Here is a 24,484-nt window from a genome sequence, read left to right on the forward strand (position 1 = left end):
TAAGTGTGGCTCTTTTAGTTATTTTACTTATGCAGCGGACTTTTATGATTTGGTAGGAACAGCTTCTAACAAGCGAGGAAGACGTATTAACAAAAATACACTTCGCGCTAAGCCAAAAACGATAAAAGCTAACCATAATCCATGGTTGCCATACAGAGGAACAGCAATCCAGAGCACCGCTACAAATAATACAAAAGAGATTATCATAGAATTACGAATAGGAGCAGTGACAGATAACCCTGTAAATAATCCATAGAATACAAGACCTGCACCTGTCACTAGAGGAAACAGTAACAACCAGGGGCTATATTCATTAGCCAGTGCAATTGTAGATGCTGAATCTGTAAATAATCCCAATAATGGTTGATGGAACACCCAGTAGACGATCACGATCAATAGCGCTGGCAGAAATGAACTGTACCATGACCACCGAATCGTCTGCCGTAGTAACAATGGGTTACGCGATCCACCAGCTTGACCCGCATAAATACTACTGGCATTGGCAAATCCATCAAAAAAGTAAGCCATAATATAATGGACTTGTAACAAAATAGCATTCGCAGCCAACATCTCAGGGCCGAATGAAGTACTGTTCGCTGTAAAGATATTGAACATTGCTAACAGACAGATCGTACGAATAAATAAATCGCTATTCACACTGATCATACGGCGTAAAGCTTCACGATTAAATAGACCTGCTTGCGATATCGATCCCCATTTGAAATAAGGAGAACGACAGATCAGAAAGATCCCGAATACTAGCCCGATAATCTCTGCAATCAATGTAGCTGAAGCGACACCTGCAACTTGCCAGTGAAATACATGTACAAATACGATCGCCAAAATCATATTGAGTACATTAATCCCTATCTGGACAAATAAAGTCTGCCTCACATGCGCCATTCCGATGAGCCAACCCAGAATAACATAATTCAGCAGAGTTACCGGAGCACCCCAGATACGAATATGAAAATAAATAGAAGCTTGCTCACGAATATCTGCATCAGGTCTGATCCATGCCAGTACACCTTGTAAAATAGGATACTGTAACACAATAAATAGGAAACCGATAAGCAGAGCAATGATGGTCGGACGAACCAATTCGGAGAAGCCACGTTCTAATTCTCCGGCGCCTTTGGCTTGTGCTGCAAATCCAGACGTACTTACTCTTAGAAATCCAAATAACCAGTACAATGTATTGAAGATAAGAGTACCAATTGCAACGCCACCTATGTAAATGCTACTTGATAAATGACCAACAACAGCAGTATCTACTGCACCAAGAAGGGGAGTAGTTACTGTAGAAATAATTAACGGAATACTTAAAGCAAGATAACTACGATAATTAGGTGGAGTAGAAGATTGTAATGTTTTCATACTTTTGTTATACCATAAATTAATCGAAATGAATACGATTAAACAATTTGTGAATAGATTGTTGAATTTATAGTTGGAAATCATTGTGTATCGTTAATGAATGTGATATTAATTAATAACAACCTAAACAATAATATTGAAAGCGTAATCATATTAGAAAGAAAGTGTACTTTACTACCACTATAAAGGAGAGAATCGCTATGCTCAAAAATGATAACGTGTTGACCACAGTTACACCGAAAGAAGTTCGTATTCAAGATGAATTTTGGACGAAATATAATAAACTGGTGCGTGAAGTTGTGATTCCTTATCAATATGATGCTCTACATGACCGTATTGCTGATGCTGAACCCAGTTATGCTATTCAGAATTTTGAGATTGCTGCGGGTCGCAAAGAAGGGGAATTTAATGGATTTGTTTTTCAAGATACCGATGTAGCGAAATGGATCGAAGCCGTAGGGTATTCATTAATGACACATCCTGATTCTGCCTTGGAACAGATGACCGATCAAGTGATTGATCTTGTTGCTGAAGCGCAAGGTGAAGATGGATATCTAAATACATATTTTACAATCAAAGAACCGGATAAACGTTGGACTAATCTAGCGGATTGTCATGAACTGTATACAGCAGGGCATATGATTGAAGCTGGAGTAGCTTATTACCAAGCAACAGGTAAACGCAAACTGCTTGATGTGGTCTGCCGTCTAGCGGATTATATTGATACCATATTTGGCACCAAAGAAGGTCAATTACGTGGCTATGATGGTCATCAAGAGATTGAGCTAGCACTTGTGAAATTATACCGTTTAACCGGAGAACAACGTTACTTGCAACTGAGCCAATTTTTTATTGATGAACGTGGACAGCAACCTAACTTTCTAGAGCAAGAATGGGAACAACGGGATCGCATCAACTTTTTTGTAGGTAAAACAAATGAAATTAATCTGAAATACAGTCAGGCTCATGTGCCAGTACGTGAACAAAAAGAAGCAGTAGGGCATGCTGTTCGTGCAGTCTATATGTATACAGCGATGGCTGATCTGGCTGGTTTAACCGACGATAAAAGTCTATATGAAGCTTGCCAGACATTGTGGAACAACATGGTGCACAAGCAGATGTATATCACAGGCGGAATTGGTTCTACGCATCATGGTGAGGCTTTTACTATTGATTATGATCTTCCTAATGATACAGGGTATTCAGAGACTTGTGCAGCAGTAGGAATAGTCTTTTTTGCTCATCGAATGCTACAGATTGAAGCCAAAAGCGAATATGCCGATGTGTTAGAACGAGCTTTATACAATACAGTCATTGGCGGCATGGCGCAGGATGGTAAGCATTATTTCTATGTGAATCCATTAGAAGTCTGGCCGTCTGCTTGTCATCATAATCCAGGCAAGCATCATGTAAAGCCTGTACGTCAGAAATGGTTTGGCTGTTCCTGTTGCCCTCCTAATATTGCACGTCTGGTCAGTTCATTAGGGCAATACATCTATAGTACTGATCAAGATACGATATATACGCATCTGTATATCGGTGGGGAAGCACAATTAACACTTGGAGAACACCAAGTCGTTATTCAGCAAGAAAGTGGATACCCGTGGAATGGAGCGACTCGTTTTTCTTTTCAATTACAACAACCTCAATTGTTTACATTGGCTTTGCGTTTACCCAATTGGTGTAAACAAGCTACGCTTACGATCAACGGTGAAGCAATAACTTATGAGTCCTTATTGCGTGATGGATATATCTATATTCAGCGAGAATGGTCAGTAAGTGATGTTATAGAATGGAATATGGAGATGCACGTACAAGTGATTCATAGTCATCCAAGACTGCGGGCTACAGCGGGCAAGGTCGCTTTACAATATGGCCCATTAGTATACTGTCTGGAGCAAGCAGATAATGGAGAATTGATCTCAGCATTATCTATTCATCCTGAACAGCTATTGACTGCCCGATTCGATCCACAGTTGCTAGGAGGAACGATCGTCATTGAAGGTACAGCTGTGCGAGAGCAAGAAGAGGGATGGGGCGACAATCTGTATCAGGATAGTACTCCGATACCTCAACAACAACCATTTACAGCGATTCCTTACTTCCTGTGGGCAAATCGTGGTGAAGGCGATATGGCCGTCTGGATTCGTAAAAGTGAAGCCTTTTCTACAACTTCATCAACTAAGTAGGACAAGAGATGCGATATTTAGATGTCGCATCTCTTTATTTTGCAGAAAATAGTATGAAAAAATGTCAATTTAACGAAAAAAGCGAACATTTGTGCTTATTTTTTAGCTTAAACTATTGAATCAATATGCAGTTAAATGTAAAATAGAATAGAGAAGTGTAAAGGGGGGTTAATTTTGGCTAAAGCAAAAGTAGCAAAGCGTCCAACACGGGATGAATTTGTACTAGAAGAGATCGGTAATCAACTTACTGAAGCCTATCAAGAAAAATCGGAAATTTTGCTGACTGTCTGGGGTACAGAAGAACCTGTACGCGGTCAGATTGTAAATATGGATCCACGTACAGGTCGAGTACATGTACAATATGAAGAAGAACTTCATAAAGTCAAATTTATGGATATTATGGGTGTAAATTACCCGAGAGATTAAATAAATTGTTTTGACAAAATAATGATATTCAGAATATACTAGCATAGCCGATTATCTGCTATGCTAGTATTTTTTTTGGAGGATAACTTATGTCATTTAATCAAGAGCAAGACCCGCTAGGTTTGCTGTTATCCAGAACATATTTGGCTTATAAGAAAAAAGCTTCTCATCTTTTACAGGATTATAATATCACTCCAGAACAATTTGGAGTTCTGAACAACCTTGTGGTTCACGTAGGCATTTCTCAGAAAGCATTAGCTGAATTATTTTCTAAAGATCAGACCAGTATTGGTAAAACGATTGATCGATTGGAAAATAAAAAACTGATCACACGTACAGTAGATCCTGCTGATCGCCGAGCTGTATTATTGCATTTGACTGCGCAAGGACAAGCATTGATCGCAACCACACAGCCGATTATGAAAGAGGTTGATGATGAGATCAATAGCCTATTTCCACCGGAACAAGTAAAACAGTTTATTGCCACAATCAATCAATTGTTTGACCATTTATCCCGCTGATACTGTCAGCTGGATATTTTTTGGCGTAATACATGCATAACCATTTATATTCTATGCATGTAATTTTAAAAAGAAAAGTTGTATTTGGAGGAGAAAAGAATGACTGTATTCAAAACGTTTAAAGATTTTTTGGGCATTACCCAGACTAAGGTAGGGATCGTATTTTCTATTTTTGTACCTTTAGTCTTTTTATTATTCTGGATGACGGGTTATCACGGAGCTACAGAGCGAGTGGATCAACTGGTGGTAGGTATTGTCAATGAAGACGGAACAGCAGGTGATAATATTGCTCAAGCGATCGCTACAGGGGTTCCATACAAGACTCAATCTTATCCGTCGTTAAACGAAGCACAACAACATATGGATAATGGTGAACTGACCATGGTTATTTCTATTCCTGCTCATTTCACCGAAGATGTAGCGAGCAATGGCAGTACTCAGATGAATTATTATATCAATCAAGGGAACTCCGATATTGCGAAGTCCATCGTACAAAGTTCTGCTGCACAAATTTCCTCGACGATAGGCGAACATGCTTTTGCTGATGTTCATCAAGAAATCGTGACTACAAATGTGGTCAAAACACATGATATTTCTAATTTTGCCATTTCAATGTTGCCTATGATCTTAGGTTTTGTCACATATGTTGGTGTTATGACCATGAATATCCAATTAAACATTGCATCTATGATGTTAAAGCGTGATCATAGTAAGTGGCAGATCTTTTGGGGAAGACAGATATTACTGCTGGCAATCTCTATCGTAGCTTCATTACTGATTACGACAGTAGCCACGCTATTCGCAGATACAGCCGCTTCATTCTGGCAAATGTGGAGCTTTCATCTATTGGTCTACATTTCCTGTATTGCTGTTACACAAATGGCGTTCGCTTTATTCGGCAATGTGGCTCCATTATTCAACGTAGCGTTAATTCCGCTTCAGTTGATGACCGCAGGAAATATCATCCCTGCTGCTATGTTATCTCCTTTATATCGAAATGTAGGACACTTTTTACCAGCTCCAAATGCTATACAAGGCTATTTAAGGTTAATTTATAGTGGGGCTTCTGTATCCTCATTTGTGATTCATTTACTATGGATAGCGATTGTCACTTTTGGAATCACATGGATTCGTACAGCGCTGATCAAGCCAGCACCAAGCCCTATCAATCATCCGGCAAATAGTCACTAATCTCCAGTAGACTGAACAAGGTTGTTGTGTATGTATTATCTGTACTATTCCAAAAGGAGGCGTTAACGATGTCATTATCACACATTCTAGTTCCTTATGATGGCTCAGAACATTCTCAAAAAGCGTTAGAGAAAGCGATTGGTCTTGGAACAGAACTAAAAGCTCAGATTGAAGTATTGTATGTAGATTCAACGTCTACAGAGATTTTGCAACAACCGTTAGTGATTCCTACACATGAACTAGAATCTTATTTTGACCATGAAGAAGAGGATGTACGCCTTAATCTACGTCAATTGATCTCCACTATTCCTAATGCTCAAGCCACAGTGATTCAAGGCAGTGCGGGTAAAAGTATCGTTAAGTATGCAGACAGCATTGAAGCAGATCTGATTATTATGGGTAGTCGTGGGCTAGGTACTGTAAGTGAATTTGTAATGGGTAGTGTTAGTCATTATGTAACACAGCGCGCCAAATCTCCTGTTATGATTGTGAAATAAACGAATCAAATAAAGGATGTACAGACACCCAATATCTTTTCTCTCAGTTAGAGAAGGGTATTGGGTGTTTTTGTAGGCGTCTATATTCATGCTCAATCAGTGGATCGATATTCTTATACAGACTATTTCTACATTTCTATAAATGATATTTTGATCCAGATAAAGGATAAAATATCGTACAAAGCGAATAGTTACAAAGTGAAATGAAAACGTTAACATTTTGAAGGAGGACAAATCATGAACAGCAAATTACTTAACAAATGGGGCAAAATCAGCTGTATGATGTTGATCGGAGGGTTATTAAGTACATCGTGGGGAACATCTTCTTCTGTAGACGCTTCTGCAACCGCTTACAAATTTGATTTTGGTGGCGGTGCAGTGACTTCTGGATATACAGGCGTACAAGCTTCGACCGCTTATACTGCTTCAACAGGCTATGGATTTAACACGCCAGCCAATATCAAAAATGTATCTGCTTCAGGGACAGGTGTAGCTAGTGATGCAGTACAATTTGTCACCTTTGGAACGAAAAGTAGTAATACTTTTAACGTTGATCTACCTAATGGATTATATGAAGTGAAAGTGACACTCGGTAACACCACGCGTTCTAGTGTAGCCGCAGAAGGGGTATATCAGTTGATTAATATGACGGGAAACAATGCGACTGATCAATTCCAGATTCCGATTACCGATGGTCAGCTTAACTTCTTAGTCACAGAGGGCAAAGCAGGGGCTGCCTTTACATTAAGCGCACTTGAAATTACACAAGTATCGACCAATCCGACCACTCATCCAACGATCTACGTAGGTGGCGACTCCACAGTAGCAAATTATTATCCTTTGACTAGCAGTGTACAAGGTGGATGGGGACAGATGTTACCTCAATTTATTAACAAGAACGATTATCTCATACGCAATATGGCATCCGGTGGACAAATTGCGCGTGGATTCCGTGATGATGGACAACTGGAAGCCATTTTGAAATACATTAAGCCGGGCGATTACTTTATTGTGCAACTGGGTATCAATGATACGAATGTCAAAAATAATACGACAGAAGCACAATTCAAAGATATTATGCGAGATATGGTGAATCAAGTGAAAGCCAAAGGCGCTACAGTTATTCTATCTACACCTCAAGGCAGAGCAACTGATTTTGATAGTGCAGGTGTCCATCATGCAGAAGGTCGTTGGTACCGCGGAGCAACGATAGCAGTGGCTCAAGAAACCAATGTTCCGTTAATTGATCTAAATGTACTCAGTTCTGCTTATTTCACTTCGATCGGGGCAAATGCTACATTAGCATTGTATATGAACGGTGATACATTACATCCTAATTATGCTGGCGCCACCCAGCTTGCTCGTATTGTTGTTGAAAATATGAAAGCCCAAGGGTTATATTAATCGTTGAACGAGGAATGAAAGTGGTACTTCTGTATATCCAAAGCTTCTTCGCTTATATAGGGAGAAGCTTTTTTCATATATGATGACTTATTATGTTCATACATAACTAAAGAAACTATAGTATAATACCTTAAGTATTGCTATGCTCGACTGTGAAAGGTAGACTATATACGTTGAGCTTTTTCATTGTATGAATAACTTAATCCGATCTTCTGTTATAGAAGGTCAGACCTGATGGAGGATATATTATGTTACTTATCGAACCAACTTTGATTCAACAACGAATCGATGATCTACAAGATCAAGATTTGTATATTCATTTGGAAATGACCACTGGAGCCTATGCCGCTCATTTGGATAGTACCAAGCATCCAGCCGCTACTTTTATCAGTAATGCGACATTACGCTATATTCATGGTTCTATTTCTGGCGAAGGTCCATATCGTGTTGGACTTAAAACAGAAAAAGGTTGGGTTTATTCAGAAGGACTTACTCATTATGAAGAAACCGAACAAGAACGTCTGATTCTAGCTGGTCATGATACGCAAGGTAAATTAGTAGTTGCTTTGCAACTCAGTAAGGAGCCTTTCTAATGGACAATAATAAAAAAACTACATTTTCTCTGATTCCTGCTGATTCTCGTATCCTTGTCGTATTGCCACATCCTGATGATGAAGCATTCAGTTTATCAGGTACACTAGCGAAGCATATTGCACAAGGAGGACAAGTGACTTATGCTTGCCTCACATTTGGCGAAATGGGACGTAATATGGGGATTCCACCATTTACCAACCGAATTGGTCTGCCTACGATTCGTAAAGGTGAATTGGAAAAATCTGCAGAAGCGATAGGCATCCAAGATTTGCGCATGCTCGGGTTCCATGATAAAACGATCGAGTTTGAAGTTAAAGAAGTATTAGATGGTACTATTTACGATCTAATCGTTGAACTCAAGCCATCCTTGATCGTTACCTTCTCTCCAGGATATAGTGTTCACCCTGATCATGATGCGACAGGAGCCGCTGTTGTACGTGCTGTAGAACGTCTGCCTCAAAGCGAACGTCCATTACTGCATACAATGGCATTTTCCAAAAACTGCTATGCTGAATTAGGTCAACCTGATATTGAGAATGATGTTAGCGATTTTTTAGAAAATAAAATGAAATCGATCCAAGCCCATCGCTCGCAATTTCAAGCGGTAGAAATGCTAGGTCAGAACAAATTAAAAGATAAAGAAATCAAAGAACGTTTTGGTAAAGAACGTTTCTGGACACATTCTGTTTAAGACGTATGTTGTTATAAAAAAAGCCGACCTATTCCTTCACATCAGAAGGGTAGGGCGGCTTTTTGTTGTGATTATTTAATTAATCCTTTAGAGATCAGAAATTCATGAGCAACATCATCTTCACGGTAACCCTGATCGACTTTGGCATTCATAATCTGCATTTCTTGTTCATTGATTTGACCTTGTAATGCATCCAAAGCTTCCTTGATCGCTGGATATTTTTTAAGTGTCTCTGAACGAACAGCTACGCCTGCATCATAAGGCGGGAAAAAGTGCTTGTCGTCTTTGAGTACAAATAGATTATTAAGCTTGATCTGACCATCAGTAGAATAGACACTCACCACATCAGTATCATGTTGTCCGATCAAACGGTACTTAATACCTTGATCCATACCTCTAACATCTTTGAAGATCATATTGTACTTCTTCTTCAATCCAGGATACGTATCTGCACGATCGGTAAATTCAAATTCTGACGCTAATTCAAGATTAGGCGATACTTTGGCTAGATCACTGAATGTTTTTAAGTTATACTTTTGTGCCGTTTCTTGGTTAACCGCCAGAGAATACGTATTACTGAATCCAAAAGGAGCAATAAATTGCAAATCATCTTTTTTCATCAATCGTTTAGCGCTTGCTAATGTTTCTTTAGAATTGGTAGTTTCTTGTTGATAATAGTTGGCAACAATCGTTCCTGTGTATTCAGGATACAATTGAATATTGTTATTTTGAAGAGCGGTCCAAGCAACACTTGATCCACCTAGATTGACTTTACGGTTGACTTTGATACCGGTACGATTTTCAATCATATCTGCCATTAGATAAGCTAATATAATGTTTTCGGTAAAGTTTTTGGAGCCAATGGTAATTTCACCGCCAGTTGTACCCTCTGTAGCGGATGAACTGCTACAAGCTGTTGTGAGCAGACTTGTGATCGTCACTATACATATCAATAACGTTATCCAGCGTTTGTTTCGCTTCATCATCATTCCTCCTGCGTTCAGATTCCTTATTTCAATCCTCGTGGTGTTGTCCAACGTTCTACCAACCCAAGCAAGTAATCAAATACTAATGCAAGGATAGCTGCAGGAATAGCACCTAATAGAATAAGGGCATCAATATTACGAGTAATTCCAAGGAAGATAAAGTCACCTAAACCACCAGCGCCTATAAAAGCAGCTAACGTTGCTGTACCTACATTAATAACAGTTGCTGTCCGAATTCCCGCCATAATCACAGATAATGCGAGTGGAAGCTGAACACGGAACAATATTTGACGGCTGGTTAGACCCATACCTTTGGCAGCTTCAATAATAGCTGGATCGACATCTTTGATCCCTGTAAATGTATTACGAATCACAGGTAGCAGAGAATATAAGAACAATGCAGCTACGGCTGTAATCGTACCGATACCGAAGATCGGAATCATAAAGCCCAGTAGAGCCAGTCCCGGAATCGTCTGCAAAATACTAGCGACTCCAATAATGGGTGTGCGTAATCCTTTCACACGTGCGACTAGAATACCTGCCGGTACCCCGATAACAATAGCAATCAACATCGATATTAATACTAATTTGATATGAACCCCTGTTGCTCCAATCAGTTCTGGACCACGAAGGTTAAATTGACGGATAAATTGCTCCCACAAAGATATGTTTTCCATTATACTTCGCCTCCAGCCCAGTGATTAGCAAACATGGTCAGCAAAGTCCCACGAGTCACTATACCTACTAATTTTCCTTGTTCATCGACAACAGGTAGAATACCGTTTTTCGCTTCAACGACATTTAGCAAAGCATCTTGCGCAGTATCTGTTGGTTTTAACATATGTGTGACAGGCTTTATAATTTCGCCTATCGTGGCTACTGTATCGATATTAGCCAATACATCATAGGCAGATACAATCCCTAGCAATATACCTTGTGTATCGGTAATCAATAACGTATCTGTTTTGCGTTGGCGCATAAAGGTAATAGCTTTACCCGGGCTACGATCTGGAAGAGAAGTGGAAGGATCTTTACGCATCAGATCGGTAACCGGAATATACTCAGGATTTTGATACAATCTGTTTTTACCTATAAATTCTTCTACAAAACCATGAGAAGGTTCGCGTAGTAACATATCAGGCGTATCCAGTTGCAATAACTCGCCATCTTTCATAACTGCGATTCGATCGCCTAATTTCAAAGCTTCATCCATGTCATGCGTAACGAAAACGATCGTTTTTTTCAAATCACGTTGTAGACGTAATAACTCATCTTGCAATTGCTCACGTGTAATAGGATCAAGTGCTCCAAAAGGCTCGTCCATCAGTACAATATCAGGGTCAGCGGCTAGAGCACGGGCTACACCGACACGTTGTTGCTGTCCACCTGATAATTCTTTAGGATAACGCTTGGCAAATAGTTCAGGATCAAGACCTACCAAGTTGAGCATTTCAATCACTCTATCTTTTTTCTTCTTCTCATCCCAGCCTTTAAGTTCAGGCATTAGAGCAATATTTTGTTCAATCGTGTAATGAGGAAACAGTCCTGCTTGCTGAATCACATAGCCCATCGTACGGCGTAATTTCACAGGATCTTGTTTTTTGATATCTTTGCCATCTACAGATAAAGTACCTCCTGTATGAGAGACTAGGCGGTTAATCATTTTCATGGTAGTCGTTTTACCACATCCGCTGGGGCCAATAAACACCAAAAATTCTCCATCTTTTATTTCAAAATTAAGTGACTTGACGGCTTGAAAACCATCGGGGTACGTTTTGCTTACATTTTCGAATTTAATCATAACTTGTACTCCTTTATCTATTTTATTTTGGTATGTACAACCATTGACATTTCAATAATGATTCTAAAAAAGAGTTAGGTTCATCATGCGTATAACAATTGATTGAGCTCCATGTATTTAGACCTAATTTATACATTTGAAACAATATACAAAGTCATAATTTTATGAAAACGGTCGAAAAATGTCTAAAAAAAGATGAAGAAGTCTTTTGATTATTTGAGGTATAACGCTTACAATTTAAAGTGAATCTATCGAACAAATAAAAGGAAGGATGTTGAAGATGGAACGCGTTTCTTTTGTTTTACATATTGATCCGAAAGATCAAAAAGAGTATATTGAACGCCATCAAGCGGTTTATCCAGAATTGTTGCAAGCGTTTGGAGAAGTAGGGATTCACACGTATAGTATTTTTTTGCATGAAGGCACTCTATTTGCCTATATGGAAGTAGATCACTATCAATCAGCGATGGATCAACTAGCTGTGCATCCTGCTAATCAGCGCTGGCAGACTTTTATGTCAGATATGTTGATTGCTAATCCGCAAGGAACCACATCTGAAGTCATTCCTGAAGTGTTTCATTACCATAATTAATCTTATTTCTAGTAATATCCTATTAGAGAATAGTTGAAAGAACACCTTCAGCCTGTCATGATTAGTGTTGGAGGTGTTCTGATATGAAATATGTTCATTTTAGTTATCAACAACAGCAACACATAGGTATCGCATTAGATGATGTGATTGTACCTATGTCTGCTTTACAACCTTTTGTCGATTCCTCGTTAACCCTTCCTGTACACATGGACGATCTCTGGTCTCAACATGGATTACATATACAGCTTCAACACATCTTAGAACAACACACCACTGAACTTTTAGCTCAAGCGATTGCTGAACAAGATATCGAATGGTTGCCTGTAATACCAAGCCCCGGTAAGTTGATCTGTATTGGTCTTAATTATCGCCGTCATGCAGAAGAAACAAATGCACCGATTCCGCAAACACCTGTTGTTTTTAGCAAATTCTCTGATGTGGTAGCAGGTCATCTACAATCTGTAACGCTCCCACAAGCCAGCACACAAGTCGATTACGAAGCAGAGCTATGTATAGTAATCGGTCAGCAAGCGAGTCAGGTGAGTACAGAAGAGGCTTTAGATTATGTATTTGGTTATTGCGCCGCTAATGATGTCTCTGCACGTGATCTACAGATGCTGACCAGTCAATGGTTACTAGGCAAAACATGTCCCGATTTTGCACCGATTGGTCCTTATCTGGTTACAGCTGATGAAGTTGGCGATCCCAACCAGCTCCAGATCAGTGCCTATCTAAATGGAGAACAAGTCCAACATTCCAATACATCTGATATGATCTTCGATTGTCGTTATATTATTCATTATCTTTCTCAGCATATGACGCTTAATCCGGGTGATATTATTTTGACGGGTACACCCGAAGGCGTGATTTTGGGCAAACCAGAAGAAGAACGAGTCTGGTTAAAGTCTGGTGACGAAGTTACAATTGAAATTGAAAAGCTAGGCAGATTAACGAATACATTTGTATCGGCTAAATAGAATCAAACGATATTTTTGAAGGCACAGGAGGGGATCGCTATGATCCAAGAAAATACCAAACTGAGAACGCTAGGAACGTTTCTCAAATCCCGTCGGAATCAATTACAACCTGAACAAGCAGGGTTCAGTCATTCGTACGGTCAACGTAGAACACCGGGATTGCGACGGGAAGAAGTGGCTGTACTTGCTGGTGTAAGTGCTACGTATTATACGTGGTTAGAACAGGGAAGAGATGTGACTGCTTCACGCGATGTGATTGAAAATATAGCCAGAGCGCTACAATTGAATCCTGATGAAAGAGTACATTTGCTTCAGCTCTGGAATCCGAATGAGCCTGAGACGATTGCAAATGTCTCTACCATAAGCCCGCATTGGCAACATATTCTGAATCAACTTCATTCCCCATCCATTATTACGAATCATATGTCAGAGTTTATTTTTTGGAATCCAGCAGCCAATGAATTATTTTCCAATTTAGACGCAATGTTACCTGAAGAACGGTTTTTTATGAGGTTAGTCTTTCTAAACGAAGAATTTCGGAGTCGGATCGTGAACTTGGAAGAGTATACGATTAGTTGTGTCGCTGTCTATCGTAGCTATTACAATCGCCATCCTGAAAATCTTTTTTTTAGAGAATTTGTACAACGTTTATGTATGGATAGCCCTGAATTTGAAGCGATATGGAATTTACATCATGTTCAACTTCAAAAAGCATGTCTTTTACACATTCATATGCCTAGTGCCCAACAGATAGTTACTTTTGACTCTAATTCGATGGCAACACTCGACAACAGTCCCAATTATCATATGTGTATCTATTCACCCGTCTCCTCATAATGAATATTATGTTCCTAAACTAACAGGTAGCTCACATGCTGCCTGTTAGTTTTTTTACTAGCATAACTGTACTGTGGTTGAACCTATACATATGGAATAGGATATAGAAAGTAACCACACTATATTGTATAGATTGAACAGGAGGAACGATAGATGCACTATAATCAATTAGGTCCAAGCGGGCTATTTGTATCTGAATTATGTTTTGGCACAATGACGTTTGGAGGCGGAGAAAATTTTGATATCGTTGGTAAAGTACAGCAAGAAGAAGCAGATACTTTACTAGCACGTGCGTTGGAAGCAGGAATTAACTTTATTGATACCGCAGATATTTACTCTGAAGGCAATTCAGAAAGAATTACTGGACAAGCGCTACGCAACTTAGGCGTCAAACGAGAAGAAGTGGTTGTCGCTACGAAAGTGTTCGGTGTCATGGGATCTTCTCCTAATCAGAAAGGTTCTTCTCGCAATCATATTATGGATGGTGTCCAAAATAGTCTGGAACGTCTACAAATGGATCATATTGATCTGTATCAACTTCATGGATTCGATCCTGCTACTTCGATAGAAGAATCACTACAAGCTTTAACAGACCTTGTACGCCAAGGATTGGTTCGCTATATTGGTGTATCCAACTGGGCAGCGTGGCAAATCGCTCAAGCGATCGGAATTTCGAATCAGCATCGACTTGAAAAATTTGTTTCTACACAAGCGTATTATACACTTGCAGGTCGTGAGCTGGAACGTGAGATTATCCCGATGCTACATAGTCATAACGATATGGGATTGCTCGTATGGAGTCCACTTGCAGGAGGTTTATTAAGCGGTAAATTTACACGTGATCAGCAAAATTCTGAAGGCAGTCGACGCAATGATTTTGATTTCCCGCCTGTAGATAAAGATCGTGCGTATGATATTATTGATACTTTGATCGAAATGGCTAATCAAAAAGAAGCCTCGGTAGCTCAACTTGCTCTAGCATGGCTGTTACATCAACGTGCAGTGACCAGCGTCATTATTGGCACGAAGAAGATGCATCAGTTAGAAGATAATCTAGGCGCCATCGATATTGTATTTTCTGAAGAAGAATTACAGACACTCGATAAGATCAGTCAGATTCCTAGTGAATATCCAGGCTGGATGATAGATATGTGGAGTCAAGCAAGAATAGAACAATTACAACAGGTGCGTCATACCCGTTCGTGATATACATTACACTGAAAAAAGGAATCCCAAGGTAATATACTTGTGGGTTCCTTTTTTTTATGTGTATGATGTTTTGCCTTTTGTTGCTACGATGACAAGAAAGCAGAAAAACGTTATGATAACAGGAGCGGACATAAATAGAGATGAGGTCTATGAATGAAGGTAAGGGAATGGATTAACCACGATGGAATCCGGCGCATTATCGTGCTTGCGATTCTTGTTCTGGTGATTTTTGCTATGCAAAGTATGATGAATATTATTTTACTTACATTACTGCTGACGATTCTAATCGGTAGTATGTATGATGGGCTTATGAAGTTATTTCAAACGTTCATTCCTAATGTTTCACGCTTTTTTGTTTTACCTTTAGTGTATCTGATCTTGCTGGCTGTTATTGCCTGGGGCGTGTACCGAATGGTGCCTACAGTGATTATGCAGGTCACTCAGTTATACGAAATGATTATTGAAGCCTATCGGCACCCTCACGAAAGTGAATGGAACCCGTACATTATTAACTTTTTGAATACGTTAAATGTACAGCGTTTTATCGAACCCGGCTTTAATGTTATTTTAAAAATTAGCAAATTAGGTTCTCAGTTACTTATAGCATTATTGCTTAGCTTATTTTTCTTGTTGGATCGTGCGCACATTACACGTTTTACGTCTTCTTTTCAAGAAAGTAAGTTAGGTTGGTTTTTTAAAGAAGTCGGTTATTTCGGCAAAATGTTTTTAGATACGTTTGGTAAAGTCATTGAAGCTCAATTATTGATTTCATTGATCAACTGTATTATTACGATTATTGCGCTTTGGTTTATGGGCTTCCCGAATTTATTAGGTCTGGCTTTGATTATCTTTATGTTAGGCTTAATACCGGTTGCAGGTGTATTTATATCGCTTGTTCCGCTAGGATTGATTGCTTTCAGTATCGGTGGAGTGAAGTACATTGTCTATCTGCTGATTCTGGTTGTAGTGATTCATGCGATTGAAGCTTATTTCTTAAATCCCAAATTAATGTCCAGTAAAACCAATCTACCTGTTTTTTATACTTTTGTGGTTCTTATTTTTTCTGAACACTTTATCGGTCCATGGGGATTGATTATCGGTATTCCGTTATTTGTCTTTTTCCTTGATTTGATCGGGGTTACTCGTAAGAAAAAAGGCAGTGTCTAATGGATCTTTAGTTATAAAATAGGGTTGTAATCACAGTCTATTTGAAACGTTTATGCTGCCTGTATGGAGTATGAACGTTTTTTGCTTTTACAAAAATTTTACATTTACGATTAGCTTTTCATTATCGCACATGATATCCTTATAAACATATCGATCTACTTAGGTATACAATTATTCATATTTGGAGGGATTTTATATGAGCGTCAATTCACCAAAAACATCAGAACTATTTACTCCTTTTCATACACCACAGTTAGAATTGTCTAATCGGATCGTTATGGCTCCGATGACACGTAATTTTTCACCTAATGGTGTACCTGGAGCAGATGTAGCGACTTATTATAGAAGTCGTGCTGAAAATGAAGTCGCATTGATTATTACAGAAGGTACAGCGATCAATCATCCTGCTGCTGTCTCTTCCCCGGATATCCCTGTTTTTCATGGCGAAGAAGCTTTGAATGGTTGGGCAGAAGTGGTTAGACAAGTACACGAAGTTGGCGGCAAAATCATGCCTCAAATCTGGCATGTTGGTATGGCTCGCCCAGTCGGTTCATTACCGAATGTAGAAGCTGGGCCGATCGGCCCATCCGGTCTTGATATTAACGGTGAGAAAGTAAATGAGCCGTTGACAACAGAAGAGATTCAAGAAGTCATTCAAGCGTATGCTCAAGCCGCTGCCGACGCCAAACGAGTAGGCTTTGATGGTATAGAACTTCATGGAGCACATGGTTACTTAATCGATCAGTTCTTCTGGTCACAAACGAATCAACGTACTGATGAGTATGGTGGCGATCTTGTAGCACGTACACGTTTTGGTGTTGAAGTGGTCAAAGCTTGCCGTGCTGCTGTAGGGCCTGATTATCCGATCGTATTCCGCTTTTCACAATGGAAAATGAATCATTATGATGCTCGTCTTGTCGAGACAGCCGAAGAATTGACTCAATTTTTACAACCGTTGTCTGAAGCTGGCGTAGATATTTTCCATTGCTCTACACGTCGCTTCTGGGAACCTGAATTTGAAGGTTCTGATCTTAACCTTGCTGGTTGGACGAAAAAAATCACAGGCAAACCAACAATCACAGTCGGTTCTGTAGGACTTAATCAAGTATTCTTAAGTAATAAGACTGAAGATGTCTCTGAAAGTATCCGTCTTGAAGAATTGGATGCGAAATTAAATGCAGGGGAATTTGATCTAGTGGCTGTCGGTCGTGCATTGATCGGTGATGCAGCATGGGCTACGAAATTGCACGAGCAACGTACAGATGATATCAAAACATTTGATCAAGAAGATCTGAAATCTTTACGCTAAACTGAAGGTATCAAATTAAATAGACAGGTAACAAAATCAAACCATATAGATTAAGTAGAGCAACCTTTTCACAAGGGTTGCTCTTTTTTTGATCATAAATCAGGTATTTGTATACATGTTACCGATATAATGATCTATTTTGGTGATTTGAGCTGAATTTATAAAAGTAATGTAAACTTAACTGTCTCACAATGTAAAAATAAAATAAAATATTACCCAATTATTTTGCTTTTTTTACAAAATAGCTTACTTTTGAATATATTTCCATGATAATATGAGTTAGATATCTATTCTTTCAGTACATAGGAGGCAAAACATGGTAACACGTAGTGGAATAAAATCAAGCTGGGTAAAGTATGCTCTAATGGTGGCAATTGCTTTACCAATGCAAACAGGCTTGCTTGGTGGATTAACAGCAGTTCATGCTGAAGGACCTACAGATCCAGCACCTTTTATCGCAGCCAAAGTGGTTAACGAGAATGCAGGTAAAAAAGTATTGTTCGATAACAGTCATGCTCAGACAGCAGGGGCAGCGGATTGGGTCATCGACGGCGGATTTTCAGATTTTGCAAATGCACTCGCAAATGATGGTTACTATGTGAAAGAACTTCGCAAAAGTACACCAATCACATACAGTGACTTGAGTGAATACGATGTATTTGTTATCGCAGAACCTAACGTTCCGTTCAAAACAACAGAACAAGCTGCGATGAAACAATATGTTGAAAGCGGTGGCAGTATTTTCTTCGTAGGTGATCATTATAATGCCGATCGTAACAAAAATCGTTGGGACGGATCAGAAGCAATCAATGGTTTCCGTCGTGGCGCTTGGGAAGATCCAACGAAAGGCATGAGCACAGAAGAGAAAAATTCTGCGGCGATGCAAGGAGTAGCAAGCTCTGATTGGTTATCTGATAACTTCGGGATTCGTTATCGTTATAACGCTTTAGGAGATATTAATGCTAACCAAGTGGTTGCACCGAATCAAGCTTTTGGAATTACAGAAGGTGTAGGTAGTGTAGCGATGCATGCCGGTTCTACACTTGCTATTACAGATCCAGCCAAAGCTAAAGGAATTGTTTACTTGCCAGAAACGAATGCAGCGTGGGGTAATGCTGTCGATCAAGGCGTATACAATGGTGGCGGTGTTGCGGAAGGCCCTTATGTAGCAGTCTCCAAATTAGGAGGAGGTAAAGCAGCATTTATCGGTGATTCTTCACCTGTAGAAGATGCTTCTCCGAAATATCTACGTGAAGAAACAGGCACTAAAAAAACAACGTATGATGGATTTAAAGAAGTAGATGATGGCGTATTGCTTGTGAATACGATCAACTGGCTATCCGATAAAGAAACCTATACAAGCTTTGATCAAGTAGAAGGTCTGCAATTGGATCAACCGACGACATTATTGCCAATCGAGGCTCCACAAACATCAACTGAACCTCAAGCAGAACCTTGGTCAGCTCCAGCGGCTGGATACAAATGGTGGGATTCTTCCACATTTAAGCCAGGTGCTTATGGCAGTGCAGTATCAGTAACATCGCCAACTTATAGTCTTGTACATCAAGCAGAGTTGCCAAATGCTGAACCTTTCCAAATTCGTATTGTCGCTGATAACTTGGCAGCAAATAGTACAGTCACAGGTTACAGTAGCGGTATTTTCTTAACAGGAGGTACACAAGTAGGGCAAGTACAGAATCCTGATGGTACATGGCCTACTTCTTATGGATACAGCTCAACGTACAGCTTGACCGCAGATAGCAAAGGTCATGCTTACAAAGACATTACGGTCCGCGTGAAGCCGGGCACAACAGGAACAGCAAGTCTACGTGTAAGACTGAATGGTAGCAATCTAGTAACCACTCCGGTGACGATTGCAAATGTGCCTGCTGAACCTTTGCCAGCGGAAAATGGTGGGGTACAACCAGTACCGGCATTAACAACCGTAGCGAATGCTCGTACTCAAGCAGAAGGTAAAGTGGTTACGATTGAAGGCGTTGTAACGACAGAGCCAGGTGCTTTTGGTGGACAAGCTTTTTATTTGCAAGATAACACAGCAGGTATTTATGTTTACCAGAATCAAGCTGGATTTCATCAAGGAGATGTTATCAAAGTCACAGCTCCATTAGCTTTATACAATACAGAGCTTGAATTGACCGATCCGGTAAGTATCGAGAAAACAGGTACTGCATCATTGCCGACAGCAAAAACAGCAGTAGCTGTAGACACGTATAATCAAGGACAATTGGTACAATTGAAAAATGTACAGATCAGCAATATCGTTGCAGCTACACCTACAGGTTCTTTCGAATTTGATGTAACAAGCAATGTATATGGTGATCAACCTGCAACTACACATGCACGTGTAGACGCACGCACAGGCTTAACACAAGCGAACTTTGCTTATCAAAATGGACAGTTTGTAGATATCACTGGAGTAGCTACTATTTTCAAAGGTGTATTCCAATTGAAGCCAAGAAGTGCGGCAGATATTACATCTGTGGCAACAACACCTACTGATCCTACCAACCCAACAGATCCTACAGAGCCAACAGAACCACCAGTTGTGACAGATCCATTAGCAACAGATGTACCAGGAACACCTGTATTATCTGACAATAATGGGCATGACACAGGAATTAAAGATGGTAATTATACAGTTACAATGAATATGTGGTGGGGCAATAACGGTTCTACGTATAAATTGTATGAAAATGATCAAGTGATCAGCAGTGGAAAGCTTGCCGATCAATCACCTAATGCACAAGTAGTACAAGCTGATATCAAAGGTAAAGTAAATGGTTCGTATACGTATACTTTAGAATTAACCAATTCATTCGGTACAACGAAAAGCCAACCTTTGGTGGTTAACGTAACCGATGCTTCTCCTGCCAAGTCCGTATTATCGAATGATAACTGGGATGGAGACGGTAACTATCAAGTGAGTATGAACCTATGGTGGGGAACGAATGGATCAGAATATCGTTTATATGAAAATGGTAAATTGATCGATACTCAATCTCTAAAAGAAGGTTCACCTCAAGCGCAACATGCCATTAGTGGTATCACAGATCGTCCAGTAGGTACGTATGAGTATGTGGCTGAATTGGTCAATGCTTCTGGCGTTACGAAAAGCGAAGCCATCACTGTAAAAGTTACTCAATAATCGCACTTTATCTGTATGAAGCAAATATGATGTACAAAAAAGCCTTCAACTTCAACGGTATGCATATCGCATAACCGTATCGAAGTTCAAGGCTTTATTTTTTGGAGATTGTGGAAAGTCATCTTCAAGTAGATTCTATCAATTCATCCAGATAGTGAGAAATCCTTACCCTTGCATAACAGCCACTAACAATACGATCCATCCAGCGATAAAAGCAAGACCACCGAGAGGAGTAATCGCACCTAATTTCCGAACACCAGTAAAGCTAAGTACATATAAGCTTCCTGAAAATAAAATAATTCCCACAAACAGCAACCAACCTGCGGTTACAGCCAGCGAAGAATGGGTGAGATTATGTCCGAGTGTCCCTATGACTAGCATACCCAATCCATGCGCAATATGGTATTGTACACCTGTCTCGTATACTTTCATCATATCCGCGTTTAGCTTTTTCTTAAGTGCATGAGCGCCAAAAGCCCCCAATGCGACCGCTAAAACCATCATCATACAACCTATAATCAGTATCGTTTGCATCTCATTCATCTCCAGTCGTAACTATGCCTTTATTTATAATTTGCGTAAATAGATATTTTGAATTGTATGATTGGCTTCCTTTTTCAAAATCAGCTGTGCGCGTCCTTTGGTAGGAAGGATATTTTCATGTAGATTTTTGGCGTTGATCGATTCCCATGTATGGTTAGCAACGACTAAAGCTTCTTCTTCAGACAAATCTGCAAATCGAGAATGGAAATAAGAGTCTGGATTCTGAAAAGCAGTCTGGCGTAACAATTGGAAGCGCTCTACATACCAACGAGCGATATTTTTCTCTTCTGCATCAATAAAGATCGAGAAGTCGAAGAAGTCGCTCACGAATAGCGGACTGTCTTTTTTCACCTGCAAAACATTGATTCCTTCAACAATCAGAATATCAGGATGGTCGATGACACTTTCTTCATCTGGCAGAATATCATAAGTTAAATGTGAATACTTAGGTGCTTTTACTTTCGGCTTACCAGATTTCACTTCTCCAATAAACTGAATTAAGCGCTTAATATCGTAACTTTCAGGGAATCCTTTCCGATTCATAATCCCATTCTCTTCAAGAACCGCATTCGGATACAGAAAACCATCTGTGGTCACCAGATCGACTTTGCGATGCGTGTCCCAGCGGGTAAGCAAGGTCTGGATCAAGCGTGCTGTGGTACTTTTGCCTACAGCGACACTACCAGCAATCCCAATAATGTAAGGCGTTTTACGGGCTTTTTTCTGTAAAAAAGAAGTCGTTAATTGGTGGAGCTGTTGAGAAGCACCCACGTAAAGATGAATCAGATGAGTCAGCGGTAAATAGACCTCTTCCACTTCCTGGAGAGAGACCTGTTCATTTAATCCACGTAGTTTTTCTAATTCAACCTCGGTCAAAGATAGTGGTGTATCGTGATCTTTTAAGGAAGCCCATTCCTTACGATCAAACTCGATGTATGGCGAATATCGTTTCATGTGCTCTCACTTTCTGAGAATTTTTTATTTCTAGTGTACCAAACTTTACAATGAAAAACCTCTAAAGGTTTAATTTGCATCGCTATTGACCTTCTAAATACTGGTGTTGAGCTAATATTGCTGATTATCCTTACAAATAGCTAACATCAATCTTGCTTCTTGTATCTGGAATAGCATAAGGTAGACAAGACACTATTCTTTCTAGATATACATAATGGTAATATAAGTATTACATTGTTGAGTTTATAAAACCCTATGCATAATGATCTCATGATGACGGGCTATAAGGAGGAAATATTTTGTCCGAAAAATATGAATACTCACAATCTTCCGATCAGGACAAAGCTATATTTAATCGTGAATTGCATACCAAATCCTTATTGAGCGATGCATCTATTGTGCATACTCCTGAGTCTTTTGCCACACTACTAGAAACGCTTGAAATGATGCCTTATCGTAATGTTAATCTTTCGGTCTATGAAGTTCGCAAAAGTCTGGAAATTGCTAAGTCGCTTAATGTTGAAGATTTGATTATTCGTACTCAACTCATTCATGCAGATATTATGGGCAGACAAGGTAAAATTGCAGAAGGTGGACGCAAAATCCGTACGATCAATAAATGGGCACTTGATCATAATCATCATTATTTATTAGCACGTAGTCATCGCTTATTAGCCGCTTTTTATAGACGTATCGGAGATAGCGAGAGTGCTCTGGAAAATGCTGTGATTGGTTTTAAATATTTGCCAGAAGATGCTTCTTTGCCGATCCGTGCCGACCATCTAATGACACTGGCGTTAACGTTAGATGAAGTAGGCGCATATGAAGATTCAGTGCATCGTTTTCAAGAAGTGCTAGAGATCGCTACCAATACTAATGATTTTCAGATATCGATGTTCGTTCTCAATAATATGGCGTATACGCATTATGAACGTGAAAATATTCCTGAGACACTCAAATTAATTGATCAAATGCGTGAACTCAGTGTTAAACATAAAGTACCTTTAGAAGCGCAACAATTAGATACAATCGCTGTTATTGAAATTCAAGCTGGTCGTCCAGAAGAAGCTGAAAAAACGTTAAAACCTTTGCTAGATGAGCCGGTAGGTAGACGCAAATTAGGTGAACTGGCTACATTGCCCGAATGTCTATTAACGGTTGCCAAAGCACAACGTCTGCAAGGGAAGTTGCATGAAGCTGAGAAAACGCTAAATGAAGCTGCTCATATTTCAGAAGAACACGGGCTGGGTCGTCTTAGTGTCAAAGTACGGTTGGAACGTTCAGAATGGTATGCCGCTTCCAATCGCTACCAAGAAGCTTATGAAGAACATCGTATGTTTTTCAAAGAAAATGAAACGTTACGTTCTACACAGCGCGAGACCAGAGCACGGATATTGCAGATTGTGTATGATGCTGAAGAAGCGAAGCGAGATAGTGAGTATTTCAAAGAAATGGCACTGCGTGATCCGTTGACAGGATTGCATAATCGCCGTTTTATGGATGTGCATATGAACAAATTGCTAGAACGGTGCATTGTACTCAATCAACCTCTAACCGTAGCGATGATCGATCTGGATTTTTTCAAATTAATCAATGATACATTGTCTCATGAAGTTGGCGATATTGTACTTGTTCATGTCGCTAAGATACTCTCTTTGACGATTCCATCGCTTGGAGCTGTAGCCCGAATTGGTGGGGAAGAATTTGTAGCCGTCTTCCCGGAAACGGATCTTAAGCAAGGACGGGTGTATGCGAATATGTTATGTGAAGCGATTCGTTCAGCAGATTGGAGCCCGATTACAGGTAACTTACCGGTGACAGCCAGTATCGGTATTGCAACGATTACTGATCACGCTCAATCGAGTTCAGAATTGCTCGCTATCGCTGATCATTATTTGTATGAAGCGAAAAAGGCGGGGCGTAATCAGGTCATTTGTGGCGAAGATATATCCAAACATATAGAATGATTGAGAAGATATTTAGTTATTTTTAATAAATAACTTATAATTAATAACAATTAGGTGTATACTATAGAGATAGTGAATCCATAAGA

The 24,484-nt window shown here is 39.6% G+C and carries 22 protein-coding genes; 16 read left to right on the forward strand and 6 right to left on the reverse strand.

Going from position 1 to position 24,484, the window contains the following annotated elements; genetic code table 11:
- Positions 1 to 42: 42 nt before the first annotated feature.
- The gene (locus PaeCFBP13512_RS05990; protein ID WP_069328289.1) at positions 43 to 1,377 is read right to left on the reverse strand and encodes an MATE family efflux transporter; all 1,335 of its coding nucleotides are present in this window, start codon (positions 1,375 to 1,377) and stop codon (positions 43 to 45) included.
- 200 nt (positions 1,378 to 1,577) lie between these two features.
- Here PaeCFBP13512_RS05990 and PaeCFBP13512_RS05995 point away from each other — a divergent pair, with 200 nt between their 5' ends.
- The 8 genes from PaeCFBP13512_RS05995 (at position 1,578) to bshB2 (ending at position 8,890) form a co-directional block, all read left to right on the forward strand.
- Positions 1,578 to 3,566 (forward strand): glycoside hydrolase family 127 protein, encoded by a 1,989-nt coding sequence (locus PaeCFBP13512_RS05995; RefSeq protein ID WP_137221870.1) that lies wholly within the window; start codon positions 1,578 to 1,580, stop codon positions 3,564 to 3,566.
- 174 nt (positions 3,567 to 3,740) lie between these two features.
- Positions 3,741 to 3,992: a YolD-like family protein gene (locus PaeCFBP13512_RS06000; protein ID WP_069328291.1), complete on the forward strand. Its 252-nt coding sequence runs from the start codon at positions 3,741 to 3,743 to the stop codon at positions 3,990 to 3,992.
- An 89-nt stretch (positions 3,993 to 4,081) separates the two neighbouring features.
- Positions 4,082 to 4,513, forward strand: coding sequence for a MarR family winged helix-turn-helix transcriptional regulator (locus tag PaeCFBP13512_RS06005; protein WP_069328292.1), 432 nt, complete (start codon positions 4,082 to 4,084; stop codon positions 4,511 to 4,513).
- Positions 4,514 to 4,612: 99 nt separating this feature from the next.
- The gene (locus tag PaeCFBP13512_RS06010; protein WP_069328293.1) at positions 4,613 to 5,704 is read left to right on the forward strand and encodes a YhgE/Pip domain-containing protein; all 1,092 of its coding nucleotides are present in this window, start codon (positions 4,613 to 4,615) and stop codon (positions 5,702 to 5,704) included.
- 68 nt (positions 5,705 to 5,772) lie between these two features.
- Positions 5,773 to 6,201, forward strand: coding sequence for a universal stress protein (locus PaeCFBP13512_RS06015; protein WP_069328294.1), 429 nt, complete (start codon positions 5,773 to 5,775; stop codon positions 6,199 to 6,201).
- Positions 6,202 to 6,438: 237 nt separating this feature from the next.
- Positions 6,439 to 7,605, forward strand: coding sequence for a rhamnogalacturonan acetylesterase (locus PaeCFBP13512_RS06020; protein WP_441343321.1), 1,167 nt, complete (start codon positions 6,439 to 6,441; stop codon positions 7,603 to 7,605).
- Positions 7,606 to 7,853: 248 nt separating this feature from the next.
- Positions 7,854 to 8,198, forward strand: coding sequence for a YojF family protein (locus PaeCFBP13512_RS06025; RefSeq protein ID WP_069328295.1), 345 nt, complete (start codon positions 7,854 to 7,856; stop codon positions 8,196 to 8,198).
- Positions 8,198 to 8,890: a bacillithiol biosynthesis deacetylase BshB2 gene (bshB2, locus tag PaeCFBP13512_RS06030; RefSeq protein WP_137221872.1), complete on the forward strand. Its 693-nt coding sequence runs from the start codon at positions 8,198 to 8,200 to the stop codon at positions 8,888 to 8,890. The genes PaeCFBP13512_RS06025 and bshB2 overlap by 1 nt, the downstream gene beginning before the upstream one ends.
- Before the next feature lie 71 nt (positions 8,891 to 8,961).
- Here bshB2 and PaeCFBP13512_RS06035 read toward each other — a convergent pair whose 3' ends face one another.
- From PaeCFBP13512_RS06035 to PaeCFBP13512_RS06045, 3 genes are read right to left on the reverse strand one after another with little or no spacing between them, the layout of a single operon-like run.
- Positions 8,962 to 9,873, reverse strand: a complete 912-nt coding sequence (locus PaeCFBP13512_RS06035; protein ID WP_241669294.1) for a glycine betaine ABC transporter substrate-binding protein — start codon at positions 9,871 to 9,873, stop codon at positions 8,962 to 8,964.
- Between the two features lie 26 nt (positions 9,874 to 9,899).
- Positions 9,900 to 10,553 (reverse strand): ABC transporter permease, encoded by a 654-nt coding sequence (locus PaeCFBP13512_RS06040; RefSeq protein ID WP_069328298.1) that lies wholly within the window; start codon positions 10,551 to 10,553, stop codon positions 9,900 to 9,902.
- A complete protein-coding gene (locus tag PaeCFBP13512_RS06045) occupies positions 10,553 to 11,677 on the reverse strand; it encodes an ABC transporter ATP-binding protein (RefSeq protein ID WP_069328299.1) in 1,125 nt (374 codons plus the stop codon). The genes PaeCFBP13512_RS06040 and PaeCFBP13512_RS06045 overlap by 1 nt, the downstream gene beginning before the upstream one ends.
- 280 nt (positions 11,678 to 11,957) lie before the next feature.
- On the opposite strand from PaeCFBP13512_RS06045, the gene PaeCFBP13512_RS06050 reads away from it, so the two are divergent.
- The 7 genes from PaeCFBP13512_RS06050 (at position 11,958) to PaeCFBP13512_RS06080 (ending at position 20,934) form a co-directional block, all read left to right on the forward strand.
- Positions 11,958 to 12,269 (forward strand): L-rhamnose mutarotase, encoded by a 312-nt coding sequence (locus PaeCFBP13512_RS06050; protein ID WP_069328300.1) that lies wholly within the window; start codon positions 11,958 to 11,960, stop codon positions 12,267 to 12,269.
- Positions 12,270 to 12,352: 83 nt separating this feature from the next.
- Complete coding sequence (locus PaeCFBP13512_RS06055; protein ID WP_137221876.1) at positions 12,353 to 13,246, forward strand: fumarylacetoacetate hydrolase family protein; 894 nt, start codon at positions 12,353 to 12,355, stop codon at positions 13,244 to 13,246.
- 39 nt (positions 13,247 to 13,285) lie between these two features.
- A complete protein-coding gene (locus PaeCFBP13512_RS06060; protein ID WP_083243549.1) occupies positions 13,286 to 14,083 on the forward strand; it encodes a helix-turn-helix transcriptional regulator in 798 nt (265 codons plus the stop codon).
- A gap of 153 nt (positions 14,084 to 14,236) precedes the next feature.
- Entirely contained in the window at positions 14,237 to 15,289 is a 1,053-nt protein-coding gene (locus PaeCFBP13512_RS06065; protein ID WP_137221878.1) for an aldo/keto reductase, read from the forward strand.
- Between the two features lie 156 nt (positions 15,290 to 15,445).
- Entirely contained in the window at positions 15,446 to 16,459 is a 1,014-nt protein-coding gene (locus tag PaeCFBP13512_RS06070; RefSeq protein WP_069328304.1) for an AI-2E family transporter, read from the forward strand.
- 196 nt (positions 16,460 to 16,655) lie between these two features.
- Positions 16,656 to 17,768 carry an NADH:flavin oxidoreductase gene (locus PaeCFBP13512_RS06075; RefSeq protein ID WP_137221880.1) on the forward strand — a complete coding sequence of 371 codons (1,113 nt, stop codon included), beginning with the start codon at positions 16,656 to 16,658 and terminating at the stop codon, positions 17,766 to 17,768.
- Between the two features lie 316 nt (positions 17,769 to 18,084).
- Positions 18,085 to 20,934: a chitinase N-terminal domain-containing protein gene (locus PaeCFBP13512_RS06080; RefSeq protein ID WP_137221881.1), complete on the forward strand. Its 2,850-nt coding sequence runs from the start codon at positions 18,085 to 18,087 to the stop codon at positions 20,932 to 20,934.
- Between the two features lie 165 nt (positions 20,935 to 21,099).
- Here the strand turns inward: PaeCFBP13512_RS06080 and PaeCFBP13512_RS06085 are convergent, their stop codons facing one another.
- Positions 21,100 to 21,468, reverse strand: a complete 369-nt coding sequence (locus PaeCFBP13512_RS06085; RefSeq protein ID WP_069328307.1) for a DUF423 domain-containing protein — start codon at positions 21,466 to 21,468, stop codon at positions 21,100 to 21,102.
- A gap of 33 nt (positions 21,469 to 21,501) precedes the next feature.
- A complete protein-coding gene (coaA, locus tag PaeCFBP13512_RS06090; RefSeq protein ID WP_069328308.1) occupies positions 21,502 to 22,431 on the reverse strand; it encodes a type I pantothenate kinase in 930 nt (309 codons plus the stop codon).
- 299 nt (positions 22,432 to 22,730) lie between these two features.
- On the opposite strand from coaA, the gene PaeCFBP13512_RS06095 reads away from it, so the two are divergent.
- A complete protein-coding gene (locus PaeCFBP13512_RS06095; RefSeq protein WP_137221882.1) occupies positions 22,731 to 24,398 on the forward strand; it encodes a diguanylate cyclase in 1,668 nt (555 codons plus the stop codon).
- Positions 24,399 to 24,484: the final 86 nt, after the last annotated feature.

The sequence above is a fragment of the Paenibacillus sp. CFBP13512 genome, from assembly GCF_005233705.1.
Classification (GTDB): Bacteria; Bacillota; Bacilli; order Paenibacillales; family Paenibacillaceae; genus Saccharibacillus; species Saccharibacillus nuruki.